Annotated in this window: 13 protein-coding genes, 1 tRNA gene, 1 rRNA gene and 1 pseudogene; 5 read left to right on the forward strand and 11 right to left on the reverse strand. The window is 41.4% G+C overall.

Annotated elements, in window-relative coordinates; all coding sequences use genetic code 11:
• Positions 1–16: 16 nt before the first annotated feature.
• Positions 17–2,062 carry a CocE/NonD family hydrolase gene (locus tag ACQKNS_RS25545; RefSeq protein ID WP_427646028.1) on the reverse strand — a complete coding sequence of 682 codons (2,046 nt, stop codon included), beginning with the start codon at positions 2,060–2,062 and terminating at the stop codon, positions 17–19.
• Positions 2,063–3,257: 1,195 nt separating this feature from the next.
• Here ACQKNS_RS25545 and ACQKNS_RS25550 point away from each other — a divergent pair.
• Positions 3,258–5,663, forward strand: coding sequence for a M14 family metallopeptidase (locus tag ACQKNS_RS25550; RefSeq protein ID WP_427646029.1), 2,406 nt, complete (start codon positions 3,258–3,260; stop codon positions 5,661–5,663).
• A gap of 94 nt (positions 5,664–5,757) precedes the next feature.
• A pseudogene (locus ACQKNS_RS25555) lies at positions 5,758–5,904 on the forward strand (site-specific integrase); the annotation flags it as partial.
• Positions 5,905–5,976: 72 nt separating this feature from the next.
• On the opposite strand, the gene groL reads toward ACQKNS_RS25555, so the two are convergent.
• Positions 5,977–7,614, reverse strand: a complete 1,638-nt coding sequence (gene groL, locus ACQKNS_RS25560) for a chaperonin GroEL (RefSeq protein ID WP_053533467.1) — start codon at positions 7,612–7,614, stop codon at positions 5,977–5,979.
• A 59-nt stretch (positions 7,615–7,673) separates the two neighbouring features.
• Positions 7,674–7,958 carry a co-chaperone GroES gene (groES, locus tag ACQKNS_RS25565; protein ID WP_305161442.1) on the reverse strand — a complete coding sequence of 95 codons (285 nt, stop codon included), beginning with the start codon at positions 7,956–7,958 and terminating at the stop codon, positions 7,674–7,676.
• 334 nt (positions 7,959–8,292) lie between these two features.
• Between groES and ACQKNS_RS25570 the strand changes: the two genes are divergently transcribed.
• On the forward strand, positions 8,293–9,018 hold the full coding sequence (locus ACQKNS_RS25570; RefSeq protein WP_427646030.1) for a CPBP family intramembrane glutamic endopeptidase: 726 nt from the start codon (positions 8,293–8,295) through the stop codon (positions 9,016–9,018).
• Complete coding sequence (locus tag ACQKNS_RS25575; protein WP_034306342.1) at positions 9,015–9,227, forward strand: YdiK family protein; 213 nt, start codon at positions 9,015–9,017, stop codon at positions 9,225–9,227. The genes ACQKNS_RS25570 and ACQKNS_RS25575 overlap by 4 nt, the downstream gene beginning before the upstream one ends.
• Positions 9,228–9,256: 29 nt before the next feature.
• Here the strand turns inward: ACQKNS_RS25575 and ACQKNS_RS25580 are convergent, their stop codons facing one another.
• Entirely contained in the window at positions 9,257–9,916 is a 660-nt protein-coding gene (locus tag ACQKNS_RS25580) for a redox-sensing transcriptional repressor Rex (RefSeq protein WP_283900233.1), read from the reverse strand.
• A 33-nt stretch (positions 9,917–9,949) separates the two neighbouring features.
• A complete protein-coding gene (gene moaC / locus ACQKNS_RS25585) occupies positions 9,950–10,456 on the reverse strand; it encodes a cyclic pyranopterin monophosphate synthase MoaC (protein ID WP_427646031.1) in 507 nt (168 codons plus the stop codon).
• 133 nt (positions 10,457–10,589) lie between these two features.
• Between moaC and ACQKNS_RS25590 the strand changes: the two genes are divergently transcribed.
• Positions 10,590–12,509, forward strand: a complete 1,920-nt coding sequence (locus tag ACQKNS_RS25590) for an ATP-binding cassette domain-containing protein (RefSeq protein ID WP_427646032.1) — start codon at positions 10,590–10,592, stop codon at positions 12,507–12,509.
• A gap of 281 nt (positions 12,510–12,790) precedes the next feature.
• Here the strand turns inward: ACQKNS_RS25590 and tsaD are convergent, their stop codons facing one another.
• From tsaD to rrf, 6 genes are all read right to left on the reverse strand, one after another.
• Positions 12,791–13,804, reverse strand: a complete 1,014-nt coding sequence (gene tsaD / locus ACQKNS_RS25595) for a tRNA (adenosine(37)-N6)-threonylcarbamoyltransferase complex transferase subunit TsaD (protein ID WP_427646033.1) — start codon at positions 13,802–13,804, stop codon at positions 12,791–12,793.
• Positions 13,801–14,253 (reverse strand): ribosomal protein S18-alanine N-acetyltransferase, encoded by a 453-nt coding sequence (gene rimI / locus ACQKNS_RS25600; RefSeq protein ID WP_427646034.1) that lies wholly within the window; start codon positions 14,251–14,253, stop codon positions 13,801–13,803. Before rimI ends, tsaD begins: the two co-directional genes overlap by 4 nt.
• Positions 14,254–14,275: 22 nt before the next feature.
• The gene (gene tsaB, locus ACQKNS_RS25605) at positions 14,276–14,968 is read right to left on the reverse strand and encodes a tRNA (adenosine(37)-N6)-threonylcarbamoyltransferase complex dimerization subunit type 1 TsaB (protein ID WP_427646035.1); all 693 of its coding nucleotides are present in this window, start codon (positions 14,966–14,968) and stop codon (positions 14,276–14,278) included.
• A complete protein-coding gene (gene tsaE / locus ACQKNS_RS25610) occupies positions 14,968–15,420 on the reverse strand; it encodes a tRNA (adenosine(37)-N6)-threonylcarbamoyltransferase complex ATPase subunit type 1 TsaE (RefSeq protein ID WP_427646036.1) in 453 nt (150 codons plus the stop codon). The genes tsaB and tsaE overlap by 1 nt, the downstream gene beginning before the upstream one ends.
• A gap of 197 nt (positions 15,421–15,617) precedes the next feature.
• Positions 15,618–15,691 (reverse strand) — tRNA-Met (locus tag ACQKNS_RS25615).
• A gap of 66 nt (positions 15,692–15,757) precedes the next feature.
• Positions 15,758–15,852 (reverse strand): 5S ribosomal RNA (gene rrf, locus ACQKNS_RS25620); the annotation flags it as partial.

A 15,852-nucleotide genomic window follows, 5' to 3' on the forward strand; every position in this document is an offset into this window, starting at 1 on the left:
CCCAATCTCTGGCTTTTTAAAGACCTAAACGTTCAATCTTTTGATCCCAATTCTTATGAAATGCCGGTCGGTCGTTTTCTTTAACATCCATTTCCCCAACAATCATAAAGTTTTCTGCATCAGAAGTTTGCGTAACGGTAATGTCAGCGTCAATCCACCAACCCTCACGGCCAATTCTCATTTTTTGACAAATTGTATATTTCGCGGAAAGAGGATTAGCATTATTTAATGTCAGCTCTCGCCTCAAATTGTGTTCAACCGTAACATCGATGTCATCAAAGCGATAGACCCCTTCACCAAATACCCCTCCAACACCATCGGTTATGCAAGTCCATGTATCCGTTAAAATATCGTATGTAATAGAACGATCGACTCTTCCCTCTGAAAGCATAGTTGTCGGAGTTAATGGCGCGCTTTGAGGACTCATATTCGGTCCAGATACCCGGCTTCCTTTAAAGATTGGTAATGAAAACTTTGCAGTCTCAAGATTCAGAGTAAGTGTTGCATCCTCAGGCATTGGCCAAAACATTGGCCAAAAAGTTGTTGCAATAGATAAACGTACCCGGTGCCCGGCTTTAAATTTATGCCCGCAACAGTCTAAATTAACAAATGCATTTACCTTTTCACCAGGGGTTAACAAGTCTACTTGATCATGTCCATTTAAATGGGTTAAATTCATTACTCCATAAGAAACACGGGTAACGGCTCCATCTGGTGCCACATCTGATAGTTGTGCGAAAAGCATTGCCTTTGGTTTGTCACTTGTCATTTGTACTTCAAATCTTGGATAACCAACTATTTCTAATGGGCTTTCTAAGACATCCCCTTCAAATACCATCGCCATACCATCATCCAATCGTTGGTCTGACGGACTTTCACCCGGTACTCCGGCACCCATCCATTCACCTGATAAAAGGCCGTGATTTAAAGGTGTTTTTAATAACACTCGCTCTTCTGTTTCATCTCTTTCTTCTAGCAATTTACCATGAGTCAATTGATAAGTTTGCGTTAGTACTTCATTTGATGGCCAGGAACCGAGTCCAACCCACTCTCCTTTACTTACTGGTTTAATGGAAGAAGGAGGCATACTTTCCTCAAGCCATACATTCACCATCGGTCCATCCATCGCATCGTTCTCTTTTCCTTTTAGCCAATGGTCCCACCATTTAACAGCTTCTTGCAAAAAGCCCATTGCCGGTCCTGGAACTCCATCATGAGGGTATACGTGTGCCCAAGGACCAATAATCCCCTTCCTAGGAACTGAAAGCCCTTTCATTAAACTTAATACGGTATTCGTATAAGAATCTTCCCAACCATCGATGGCTAGAACCGGAACTTCAATGTCATCATAATTTTCACAAACTGAACCATGCTTCCAATAAGCATCTCTCGTTTGGTGCTCCATCCATTGCGCCATCCATAAAGGCATTTCCTCTAATCTTTCCAGCCATTTTTCACGCCAGCTATCCCCAACAATATGAGGGTCAAGTGGACGCACCTGATAGGCTAGCATAATGGCCCCCCACCAGAAATTATCATTTAAGAGGCAACCGCCTTTATAGTGGATATCATTGTTATACCGGTCATCGGTAAACCCGAGTGTTATAAATGCTTTTAAATTTTTGGGTCTTCTGGCTGCAACCTGAAGAGAATTAAACCCCCCCCATGATTTACCCATCATACCGATATTTCCATCACACCAATTTTGCTTTGAGATCCAATCAATAACTTCCAGAGCATCATCTTGTTCTTGCTGTAAGTATTCATCCCTTAGCAGACCATCTGATTCTCCCGAACCTCTCATATCCACTCTGACAACTGCATAACCGTTCCCGGCAAAATAACCATGCATCGGTTCATCTCTTGCCCTTGTACCGTCTGTTTTTCTGTAAGGAATGTACTCTAAAATGGCAGGTACTTTTTGCCCTTCCCTACCTTCAGGCAACCAGATACGACTTGAAAGTCTAGTTCCATCCTTTAAAACAATCCAAGTGTTTTCAATGGTTTGAAACGCATAAGGGAAATTAGTGATAATTTCTTTTTCTTTATATTTTGTTGACATTTCCCATCCTCCTCTTTGTCATTTTTCATCCGCCGAATAGTGGTCAATATCATTATTTTTTAACTCACTTTAAGCGGTTTCTATAAAATTTTTAATCGAAATCACATAACAATCACAGTAATTTTATAATCATGATTACTTGTGAACCTAGTATATCACCCCAAGATATGATGAACAACTTAATATTTTCCGAATTTTTTGATTAAATTTTACTTTACATAAAAAGAAAAGATGATTTGTTCTTCACCTTTTCTTTTCCATGTAGCCGAACACAAGGCAGATTGAATTTGTTTTGCTTTACCCCTAAACTCTCTTTAATGTAAGCAGGGATTATATACAATTCCCTATTGTGATATATAGATACGAACACATCGTTACTGATCGAGCAGGAGTGGTTGAAAGAAATTCACCAACGATTAGGGCATACAGATATTCAAACAACGATGAATAACTATGCTCATAAGACTGACAAAATAAAGAAAAAAGCCCCCACAGTAATCTGTGGGAGGCCTTCAACTTTAAAGATATTCACATGTTAGGTGAGCATTCATTCAGAATCCTCCTATAAACCCTCTCTAACGGATTTAGGGAATGATTGCATCATGCCGTCCATTCATTTTTATATATAATAGAAAAAAATAGTGTTTGAAAAAAGGCATTAAATCAGTGTTCTTAAGCAGTTTGACTGAATGTTTTTAATGAGATATAAAACATTGGAGGACAAAAGAGGCCTACTAATGTATATATTAAGCCCTTCTCAATTGAGTGGGGCTTTTGTCTTCAACAGATAATTCCTTTTACTTTCTTTTTCCACGCACTTTATTCAATTCTAGGCAAACTTCAACAATTATCATGAAATATATTACAACTTTCCTTTTACAAAATTAAACAAAAAGCAACAATATTAAACAATAAAAACAGTTGATTATCAATATATAGTTTATGGAAATTATAATGGAATAAAATCTAGTAATTTTGTGCTCCTAAAATTACTAGATTTTTCAAATGGCACAGTACTTTTTAAACAGGAAAAACAACCCAAAAATTTAATCTTCTAAAATTAAGTATTATATTTCACAATAAAATTTTTGTAGAGCGGATTTTTAACTGCCCCTGATTTTACGACAAGATATTAAGTACATTCAAATTACAATAAGCTTGTATTAAAATTTCCAGAATTTTGGGGGTGCAGTTTTTGACAAAACAGAAAAAGCAGAAATGGAAAAGGAATTTAGTGGTGATGACTGCCATAACCGGACTAGGGTTCTCTACATTTTATCCTGGCCTAAGTATTCCGGTTGCAGCGGTCGAACAGCCTGACCAGCAGATTCCTAAGGAAGAACCGGTCTCAATCGTTCAACTTGTAGTACCAAATGATAAGGCAAAGGACAAGCTTCTTGAGCTTGGAATTGACCTTACCCACAGAATCGAAGAACACGACGGAGTCTATGAAGTGGATGCCGTTGTCACACCAACAGAAATTGCCATGTTAAAGACTTTTGGCATCCATGTAAAAGAGACCGTGATCACCGAAAATCAATGGAACACACGCGTGGCAGAGCGGCAATCCACTGTCCAGTTACAGGCCAGTCTGACAGCTTCCGAAGATACACTTAAAGTCCTTAGGGCAAACCATTTTACCAATCAATCAGGCACCTTCCTATATCTCGAAGTGAAATCAAGCGCCGGTGCGACTGCTAGCACAGCACTTAAAGCAACTTGGACCGAGAACGGTGAGGAAAAATCCGCTACACTTTCTAGATTGGTAGATTACGGTGAATATTTATATCACTATTTGCTTCTACCAGTTAGCTCCATTCCTTCATCTGTTAAAATTGAAAGTAATCTTGGAGGAACAGCTACGAGCACCATTACTGAATGGTTAGGGAAAGAGCCGAAACATCCAAAAACAGATTATGTTACGGATTTTGTTGACCACTATATGGCACCGAATGAATTATATGAACGTGCCGAAAAACTTGCAAAAGAATTTCCCAACTTGGTAGAAATCATTGATATGCCAAATAAAACAAATGGTTACAGACGGCTTGCCCAAGCAACTATCGGCGGCACGACCAATCTCGCAGTTGTTGTTTCCTCAAAAGCATGGGGGCATGAAGGCGGGAATGATGTATCGATAGAATTCAAGAATCCAGGAACCAATAATGCACCACTAAAAGTGACTGTGGATGGTACCAAGATTTTAGTAGATTTAGCTACCGATTCGTCCGGAAAGGCAACAAGTACGGCCGCACAAGTGGTTAAAGCACTGAATGAGAATGCTAGCCAACTTGTCACTGCGACTACATACCGCGGTAATACTGGTGCTGGTGTTGTCGCACCAACTACGAATGCTGCGTTATTAACTGACGGCTTGAAAGCTGGGGCAGACGTTTCCCGTGATCCTTTTACAGTAAAAGCGATCCGAATCGGCAAGCATCGTGACGGTTCTAAACCAGGTGTTCTTGGATATGCTCAGGAGCATGCCCGTGAATGGGTGACCCCACTCGTAACAATCGAAACGGCGGAAAGACTACTGCGAAACTATAGTCAAGATAGTGAGACAAGAAAGCTTGTCGATAATCTTGATATATTCCTTGTACCTTCAGTAAACCCTGATGGTGCCAATTACAGCTTCAATGATTACAATATGCAGCGTAAGAATATGACCAATCACTGTGGTCCCACTGCCTCTGACCCTGGGTACCGTAATAATTGGGGAGTTGACCTTAACCGTAACCATTCTGTTGGTTCCGTATTTGATGGCTATATTGGCGGAGGTACAAGTTGCACGGGAGAAACTTACGCTGGACCAGCTGAAAACTCTGAGCCTGAAGGAAGAAACCTTGTCTGGCTTGCTGACAAAAACCCAAATATTAAGTTTGCAATGAATATTCATAGTTATGGCGGCTACTTCATGTGGTCCCCTGGTGCTTACGATTCAAAACGTACAACACTTCCACGTCCATCAGCTGGTGAAGAAGCGTTTTACTGGGCAGCTTCTGATAACATCTTAAATGATATTCAAGATCACCGCGGAACGGTCATTCTACCTAGCCGTACAGGTCCAATTCCTGACGTACTATACTCTGCTGCAGGTAACTCTGCGGACTACCTATGGTATGAAAAGGGGATTTATGCCTGGAACTTCGAAGTAGGGGCAGATTTATGGAATAAGGATACAAAAAGATGGCAGGCAGTTGGATTCCAGCCAGCCTTTGTAGAAGGTCATGAAGAAGCAATGGAATTTGCCAATGGATTGATTGGCTTAATTAAAGTAGCCTACAACAGTGCAAAGGACCATCAGCCGCCTTCCTCAAAAGCTACACCTGGAAACGGCAAATACACAGGTCCGGTTGATGTTAAGATTGAAACAAGTGAGCCAGCCACCATTTATTATACGCTTGACGGCAGCCGCCCTACCTTCCAATCAGCTAAAATTAAATTAAGCGGCACCCGTGAATTTGCGGAAACATTAAAAATTGAAAAGACAACAACAATCAATTATTTCACTGTGGACGCCGCAGGAAACATTGAGAAAAACTACAATCCACTTGGTAATGGGAAAAACTATAATTCTATAACGCTTACAATAAAATAACGGTTTGCAAGGGGTTAGCCTTAAAGTGCCGTAAAAAAATCTTTATCCCACCGGACATTTGCTAAACAGAATAATAAAAATAAAAAGCCCTTCTATAAAGGCAGTTGTAGGAATTAAGGAGATACAGCAACGATTAGGACATACAGATATTCAAACAACTAAGAACATCTATGCTAATATGACTGACAACAAAGAAGAAAAAGGCCTCCCACAGTTAACTGTGGGAGGCCTTCAACTTTAAAGATATTCACATGTTAGGTGAGCATTCATTCTGAATCCCCGTTAAACCCCCTCTAAGGGATTTAGCGAATGATTACATCATGCCGCCCATGCCGCCCATGCCGCCCATGTCAGGCATGCCCATGCCGCCAGCGCCTGCAGGTTCTGGTTTGTCAGCAACGACAGCTTCTGTAGTTAAGAACATAGCTGCTACAGAACCAGCGTTTTGTAGAGCTGAACGAGTTACTTTAGTAGGATCGACGATACCGGATTCGATCATGTTCACCCATTGTCCAGTAGCTGCATTGAAGCCAGTGCCTACTGCTTCGCCTTTAAGGCGCTCTACGATTACAGAGCCTTCAAGACCGGCATTGTGAGCGATTTGACGAACAGGCTCTTCGATTGCGCGAAGAACGATTTTCACGCCTGTTGCTACGTCGCCTTCCGCTTGAATTTCAGCGATTTTATTGTATACGTTTAGAAGTGCTGTACCACCACCGGCTACGATACCTTCTTCAACAGCGGCACGAGTGGAGTTCAATGCATCTTCAATACGAAGTTTGCGTTCTTTCAATTCTGTTTCGGTAGCTGCACCAACCTTGATTACCGCTACGCCACCAGCTAATTTAGCAAGGCGTTCTTGTAATTTTTCACGGTCGAATTCAGAAGTCGTTTCTTCTAATTGAACACGGATTTGGTTTACACGAGCTTGAATTTGAGCTGTATCTCCAGAACCTTCAACGATCGTTGTATTTTCTTTTGTAACAACCACTTTAGACGCACGGCCTAATGAATCGATTGTTGCAGATTTAAGGTCAAGTCCGATTTCTTCAGTGATCACTTCGCCGCCTGTAAGAGCTGCGATGTCTTCAAGCATTGCTTTACGACGGTCACCGAATCCAGGAGCTTTAACCGCAACAGCGTTGAATGTTCCACGAAGTTTGTTCACAACAAGAGTTGCAAGCGCTTCGCCTTCTACATCTTCAGCAATCAATAATAGCGGTTTCCCTTGTTGAACGACTTGCTCAAGGACAGGAAGGATTTCTTGGATATTCGTGATTTTTTTATCTGTGATCAAGATATATGGATTCTCAAGGACAGCTTCCATTTTATCTGAATCAGTAACCATGTATGGAGATGCATATCCGCGATCGAACTGCATACCTTCTACTACGTCCAATTCAGTTGTGAAACCTTTGGACTCTTCGATTGTGATGACGCCGTCGTTACCAACGCGCTCCATCGCTTCTGCAATCAGTTGGCCCACTTCTTCATCAGCTGAAGAGATGGCAGCAACTTGTGCGATTGATTCTTTGTTTTCAACAGGTTTGGAAATGGCTTTCAATTCTGCAATGGCTGAATTGACGGCTTTCTCGATTCCTTTACGGATACCCATTGGGTTAGCACCAGCTGTTACGTTTTTAAGACCTTCACGGATCATCGCTTGTGCAAGAACCGTTGCAGTGGTAGTACCGTCACCAGCTACATCGTTTGTTTTGCTTGCTACTTCAGCAACCAATTTCGCACCCATGTTTTCGAATGCATCTTCCAATTCGATTTCTTTAGCGATCGTCACACCGTCATTTGTGATAAGCGGTGAACCGAATTTTTTCTCAAGGACCACGTTACGACCTTTTGGTCCAAGCGTTACTTTAACTGCATCTGCAAGTGCGTCCACACCACGAAGCATGGAACGGCGAGCTTCTTCACTAAATTTAATTTCTTTAGCCATTTATAAGTACCTCCCTAAAATTTTAAGAAAATTTTCGTTCAGTTAAGTATGATGTATAATTAGCCGATAACAGCTAGAATGTCGCTTTCACGTAAAATTAAGTATTCAGTGTCTTCGAATTTAACTTCAGTACCTGCATATTTTGAGAAGATAATTAGATCGCCTTGGGCAACCTCTAAAGCAACACGTTCGCCATTTTCAAGGACACGGCCAGTACCAACTGCTACTACCTTACCTTCTTGTGGCTTTTCTTTAGCAGTATCAGGAAGAACAATACCGCTTGCAGTTTTTTCTTCAGTTTGAACTAGTTCAATAATAACGCGATCACCTAATGGTTTTAACAAGTGAAACAACCTCCTCATATTCTCTTGATAATTTGTTTCATGATTATTAGCACTCTTCATCATCGAGTGCTAACACATTTATAATATTAAATAAACCGAGCCTTTTTTGCAAGTATCTTATTGAAAATTTTTTATTAATTTCTGATAAATTACGGGTAAACTACTTTAGCATAATGATTTCATAAACAATGTAATTGAAATGTTGTGTTAGGGGTACCTTTAAGTGGTGTTCTGCCTCAATATTTGATACCATTTTGGAGTATGCGTTTATAGATTGTCCCCATATCAGGAACGTTCCGAACGGGATGGGTGACTATAAAAGGAGTTTTCATTTTTGAAAAAAGAATATTGGTTCGTCATCATCACTTATATTGCCATGCAATTATCCAGTATTGTTGGTGTACCCATTTTCATGCTGATCGGGTCTTCTACCGGAATGCCGGCAGATGAACTCGAAGTGAAGTCTGCAGCATACTGGATAGTTTTCAGTTTTCTCGCTGCTTTATTCTTGATTCTTTTTTTAATGAGAAAAGATATGAGGGAAAAGTTGGACACGAGAAAACAAACTTCCGTCCCGATGTCCATATTATGGGCAATTGCAGGAGTGTTCATGGCGCTTTTTGCACAAAGCATTGCCGGCAGCATTGAACAAATGCTTGGGGTGGAGTCTGAATCCGAAAATACGCAGCAACTTATTTCACTCATTTACAAAGTCCCCATGGTCATTTTCGTCACTTCAGTAATTGGACCTATATTGGAAGAATTAATTTTCCGGAAAATCATTTTCGGATCACTTCATAAACGCTTTAACTTCTTTATTTCAGCTTTAATCAGCTCAGTTATTTTCGGCTTGGCGCACGGTGAATTTGAACATCTTCTTTTATATACGGCAATGGGCTTCACCTTTGCTTTCCTTTATGCGAAAACAGGCCGCATTCTCGTTTCCATGAGCGCTCATATTGCGATGAATACGCTTGTTATCATCCTTCAAGTGGTATATCGGGAGGATATTGAGAAGATGCTAGATACTGCACAGGCCTTCATCGGAGGTTTATTATGAAACGTCAATCACCATTATTCATGGGCATCATCTATGCAGGCTTAGGAGCTCTTTTTACCGCTATCGCAATTCAAACCGTCAATTCTTCCGGGTGGGGACTCTTTGCCTACATACTTGTCCTTATTGCAACGCTTGATTTTGGATCGGGATTACGCATGATCATGCTGCACTTTAAGATTAAAGCTGCACAAAAAAATAAGAAAAAATAAAAAAACGCTGCAATGATGCAGCGTTTTTTTCATTCCTCCAATGCGGCTTCTTCCACTACAGGATAATGTTTCAGGAAGTAGATGAGCGACTGAAGCTCCACGGCCAGGTCAATGTGGTGAACCCTTATGGATGGTGGCACTGTCAGCCGTGCAGGTGTGAAATTCAATATTCCTTTTATATCGGCCTTGACTAGGCGATCGGTTATCGTCTGGGCTACCTGTGCAGGCACTGTCAAAATAGCCGCAGTAATATTATTTTCCTGCAATAGTGTATCGATTTGATCCATATGATAGATGGGCACATCAGCTATTCGCTTGCCGACCTTTTCATCAGAAACTTCGAAAGCCATTTCAATTTTTGTATTATTATTTTTCATGAAATTATAATTTAAAAAAGCGGTCCCTAAATTTCCTACCCCGATTAAAGCGACTTTGGTCAATTCATCTTGATCTAGTGTTTTTCTGAAGAAGGATAATAAATAATTGACATTGTAGCCGTAGCCTTTTTTCCCAAGCGCGCCAAAGTAGGAAAAATCACGGCGAATTGTGGCGGAATCCACTTTTACTGCTTCACTTAGCTCAGCCGAGGAAACTCTTTGTTTGCCTGAGGAATGTAAGTTCTTTAAAAATCGATAATACAATGGCAACCTTTTGGCTGTCGCCTGCGGTATCTTTGGGTCATGGTTCATTGTTCTTCCCCGCTTTCACACATGCTTTTCAACTTAATCTCTATCTGTTTGATTTACTTGCCTTTTATAATCGCTACTGGACACTCCGCCCGTTTTCTCCACTAAGAATGTAGGCCCGATCACCATTCCTTTATCAATGGCCTTACACATGTCATAAACAGTCAAGGCAGTCACGGATGCAGCTGTTAACGCTTCCATTTCCACACCTGTACTCCCTTTTGTCTTAGCTTCCGTTTCAATCCTAAGCCTATATCCTTGTTCTTCTTTTTCCCAATCAAAGGCTATATTGACCCCTTGCAGAGCAATGGGATGGCACATCGGAATTATATTGGATGTATTTTTGCTGGCCATTATTCCTGCAACTTGCGCAACAGCCAGTACATCGCCTTTTTTCATTTTATGGTTCGTGACCAATTCATATATTTCATCATTCAATAAAATGCTCGATTGAGCTACTGCCGTCCGGGTTGTTTCAGGCTTAGCACTCACATCGACCATTTTGGCCCTGCCCTGTTCATTAAAATGCGTTAAGTCTCCCATTTAAGTAACCCCTCCTAAATCATACACTATTATTCCACTTTATGTAACAGCTTTTGTTTAAGCTTGGAACCAAGCTGTTGCCGATAATAACTAAAATACGTTACACTTACAGTAATCAATTGAGGTGAAATCTATGATTTTATTACAAATCAATCAACTATCGAAATATTATGGAGCTGAACTTATTTTATCAAATATGAAGCTCGAAGTTCAAAATAAAGATCGAATTGCGCTTGTCGGCCGAAATGGCGCCGGTAAATCCACTCTGCTTAAAATAATAGCCGGGCAGCTTTCCCATGATGGCGGTGAAATAATCAAACCAAAAGGCGTCACAATCGGCTATATGGCCCAGGATACGGGATTGGAATCCGAACTGACCATTTGGGATGAAATGCTGACTGTATTCACGGACCTTATAGAGCAGGAAAAGGAACTGCGTCGCCTTGAGGCTGATATGGCCAGACCTGACATGTTTGAAAACGAAACAATTTACCAAAAAGTGCTGAATGAATACGACACTTTGATGGTGGCATTCAAGGAGAAGGGCGGTTATCAGTATGAAGCGGATATCCGTTCCGTATTGCATGGACTTCAGTTTGCTGACTTTGACTATTCTACCCCAATTTCCACTTTAAGCGGTGGACAAAAAACAAGGCTCGCATTAGGGAAACTGCTTTTGAGGAAACCGGATATATTGATTCTGGATGAGCCGACGAACCATTTGGATATCGAAACCCTCTCTTGGCTTGAACAATATTTACAAAGCTACCAGGGAGCTGTCCTTATTGTTTCCCATGACCGGTATTTTTTAGATAAAGTAGTGAACCTCGTATATGAGATTTCCCGGAATAACATGAAAAAATACCATGGTAATTATAGTTCTTATCTAGAGGGAAAAGCGGCAGATTATGAGCGGGACATGAAACTGTTCGAGAAACAACAAGGGGAAATTGAAAAGCTTCGCGACTTTGTCCAACGTAATATCACCAGGGCTTCCACCACGAAAAGAGCACAAAGCAGACGAAAACAGCTCGAAAAGATGGATGTATTGGACAAGCCGCAAGGTGATGAAAAATCCGCGAATTTTTCTTTCCAGATTGAAAGGCAAAGCGGAAATGAAGTACTTCACCTCCAGGACTTGGCTATTGGATATGATGGGGAAACGGTATCAAAGAATATAAATTCCCGGATGACTAAAGGTGAGAGCATAGCGCTTGTCGGCCCAAATGGAGTTGGAAAATCCACTTTATTGAAAACGATCATTTCTAAGTTGCCTGCACTTTCTGGTGGTTTCCGTTTTGGAACGAACGTAGAAGTCAGCTACTACGATCAAGAACAGGCTAACCTTGTATCCAATAAACGCGTACTCAATGAATTATGGGACGACTATCCCCTTAAACCGGAAAAGGACATTCGCACCGTACTCGGTAATTTCCTATTTAGCGGAGATGATGTTTTAAAAACCGTTTCCACACTAAGCGGGGGCGAAAAGGCCCGGCTTGCTCTAGCCAAAATGATGATGCAAAAGGGGAATTTTTTAATTCTTGATGAACCAACGAACCATTTGGACCTCGATAGTAAATTGGTGCTTGAAAACGCCTTGATCGATTATCCAGGAACCATTCTTTTCGTATCACATGACCGTTATTTCATAAATCGGATAGCAACGAAAGTGATAGAGCTCTCCACAGACGGCAACGAAGAATTCCTCGGTGATTATGATTATTATCTGGAGAAGAAACAGGAGCAGGCGGAAATCCAAGCACTTGAACGGCAGGAACAGGCTAAAACTTTAGATGCAGCTGTAGAAAAAACAAATTACAAGATTGATAAAGAAGCAAAAAAAGCTGAACGCCAGCGAAAACGGCGCATTGAGGAAATCGAGGCAGCCATGGAGCTTCTTGAAATCGAAATAAACGAATATAATGATCTCCTTTGTGATCCGAGTGTTTTTCAGGACCATGAAAAAGTAATGGAGGTCCAAACGAAGCTTGATCATGCACAGGAAAGGTTGGATCAGCTTCTCGAAGAATGGACTGAACTGGAAGAATGATAAAAGACCGAGTCAATCGACTCGGTCTTTTTGTTTTCCAATCAAAACGTCGCTTGGAAAGTTATCCACAAAATTGTTAACAAACCACTTACCGCTCACTAGCCATTAATTTAGGTTATGCACATTATCCACAGAAACATATCCACTTATCCACAAAAACACCGCTTTATACACATGCAGTAAGATTATCAAAAAAACTTTATCCACAGAATATTCTATTTTTTTATAAACACGATAAAAAAGACAGGATACCCAAGTGAGGGATCCTGTCTTCTCGTCCATTAAAATGCTTCGATATCCAATCCAGGATTTCCGTTCAAATCCAAACCGGATCGTTTTCCCTTTTCAAACATGACACTGCCAGCAGCACCGATCATGGCTGCATTGTCCGTACAAAGATACAGGGGCGGAATGGATATATCCATAGGCAAATCCTTAAAAGCTTCAGCTAATGCTTCCCTAAGCCCTTTATTTGCCGCAACTCCGCCAGCAAGCAATACCTGCTTCACATCATATTCCTTTGCAGCCTTTACAGCTTTCATTACAAGCACTTCTATCACGCTTGCTTGGAAACTTGCCGCTAGATCTTTAGGTTCGATTTGTTCCCCGCGCTGTTCAGCATTATGCAAAGTGTTGATTACCGCTGATTTCAACCCGCTGAAAGAAAAGTCATAGCTGCCATCCAACCATGCCCGAGGCAGTTTCAAAGTTGGTGATCCTTCTTGTGCCAGCCTATCGATATGCGGGCCGCCAGGATAAGGGAGCCCCAAGGTTCGGGCCACTTTATCATACGCCTCACCTGCAGCATCATCCCGCGTCTCCCCTATCACCTTGAACGAGCCCGGTTCTTCTAAAAGCACCAATTCCGTATGGCCTCCCGAAACGACTAAAGAAAGCGCAGGATATTCGATCTCCTGAATAAGACGATTTGCATAGATATGGCCCGCGATATGATGCGTACCGACAATCGGTATTCCATGTGCGAAAGCTACAGCCTTCGCTGCATTCACGCCTATTAATAGTGCCCCTACCAGACCGGGGCCTTCTGTAACGGCAATGGCATCCAAGTCTTCATATGTCACACCGGCTTGCAGCAGTGCTTCTTCAAGAACGATCGTAATTTGTTCCACATGATGACGGGAAGCTATTTCCGGGACGACACCGCCAAAACGTTTATGGCTTTCGATTTGTGAAGCCACGACATTACTCAGTATCTCCGTCCCATTTTTTATGACAGCTGCAGCGGTTTCATCGCAGCTCGTTTCAATACCTAATATAAATTGATCTTTTTTCATGAAAAATTCACCCACATAACATAAGCATCTTCTTGATTGTCTGTATAATAATTTTTTCGGATTCCACCCTTTTGGAAACCAAGTTTTTCATAAAGTGAAATGGCTACTGCATTACTGACACGGACCTCAAGCGTCATCCTCACAACACCCATCGAAATGGAGATTTCAATCATCTTCCTGAGCAAGGCTTCCCCAAGCTTTTGCCCCCGGTATTCTGGCAAAATCGCTATATTGGTAATGTGGGATTCATCAATGACGATCCACGCACCGCAATATCCGGCAATTTTCCCTTCATCCTCTATCACCATGTATACAGCATATTGATTATGATTCAATTCATTAAAAAAAGCTTCCCGGCTCCAAGGCAAAGTAAAGGACTGCTTTTCCACATTAAGCACTTGGTCGATATCTTTCGTATTCATCTTTCGGAACGTCAATGTTTTACTCATAATTATCGGTCGCTTTCCTTGTTTATTTCCCCTGCTGTTCAAGCCACTTAGCTTCTGCTTCAGCCATGCGGATATAATTCGGTACAAACTGGTGAACATCGACTTCGGTCTTATCGAGACCAATGAACGCCAGTTCGCTTGGTCTTGAGTTAAATGACTGAACCGGAGCAAATACCGCTAATTCGCCTAATGCTTCCGTAATTGCGTCCCGGTGGATGTCCACGTCTTGACCAACGAATAAAACAGGACGATTTAATTCCTTCAATTGATTCGCCCACTCAGAGGATAGAATATTACAATCTTCAATGACTGTCTTTAAAGAGTTATTTTCCATTTCATATAATCCAGTATAAATCTGCCCTCTTCTTGCATCGAACAACGGAGAGATCAACCCGTTAAAATAACGTCCATTAGCTGCTAATACCTCTAAGCTGGAAACACCCGATAACGGAATCTGAAGTGTCCATGCCAAGCTTTTTGCAATCGTCACTCCAATCCTGACGCCTGTATAGGATCCTGGGCCTTGAGCGACCACTATCTTAGTCAAATCCTTCGGTTTAGTATCACAATCCCTCAACAGGGTTTCAATTGCTGGCATAACCCGCACCGAATGGTTTTTCTTTAGGTTCGTCGTGTACTCACCAATTACTTGACTCCCGTTTACCAGGGCAACCCCTAATGTGAAATTCGATGTATCTATAGCTAAAACCTTCATCAAATAATCTCCTTACATAACTTTACATATCTTTCACCTTTGGCTTTCAGAACAAAACGCCGGCTTGTATCGCCCAGACGATAAATATAAATGGTCAAGATTTCCTCGGGAAGTTGATCCTTTATTAAATGGGCCCATTCAACGACAGTTACTCCATCACCATCAAAATATTCTTCAAAACCTAAATCTTCTTCAGATTCACTTACCCGATATACATCCATATGATATAAAGGCAATCGGCCCATGTATTCCTTTATTATCGTAAAGGTAGGGCTATTCACCATTCTGGTTACACCTAATCCTTTAGCAAGCCCTTTTGTGAATGCCGTCTTCCCAGCGCCCAAGTCGCCTTCTAAAGCCAGCACATCGCCACTTGAAAGCTTTTGTGCCAATTCATGCGCAAATCGCGCTGTTTCTTCCTCATTCTGAGAAATCCATTCAACCTGTTGCATATATCAATCACCTTTATCATTATTAGGAAAACGTCCTAAATTTCATGTTGAAAACCATAAACGCAATATATGGAACATAAACCATTCTATATGTAGTTTACCTTGTTTCAAAAGAAGAAACAAATAAGTTAGGGACATAATTATTCAAATCTCGGATAAAACAAAAAAACGAAACCTAGGTTTCGTTTTTTTCATGATTGCGGGGACAGGATTTGAACCTGCGACCTTCGGGTTATGAGCCCGACGAGCTACCGGACTGCTCCACCCCGCGACGGTATAAATGCTTCATTTATAATTATAGTATTCCCAATCACTCAAAAAGAATACAAAGATTATAGCTTGGCGGCGTCCTACTCTCACAGGGGGAAACCCCCAACTACCATCGGCGCTGAAGAGCTTAACTGCCGTGTTCGGAATGGGAACGGGTGTGAC

Source organism: Peribacillus sp. NPDC094092, assembly GCF_050279365.1.
In the GTDB taxonomy this organism is placed as follows: domain Bacteria; phylum Bacillota; class Bacilli; order Bacillales; family DSM-1321; genus Peribacillus.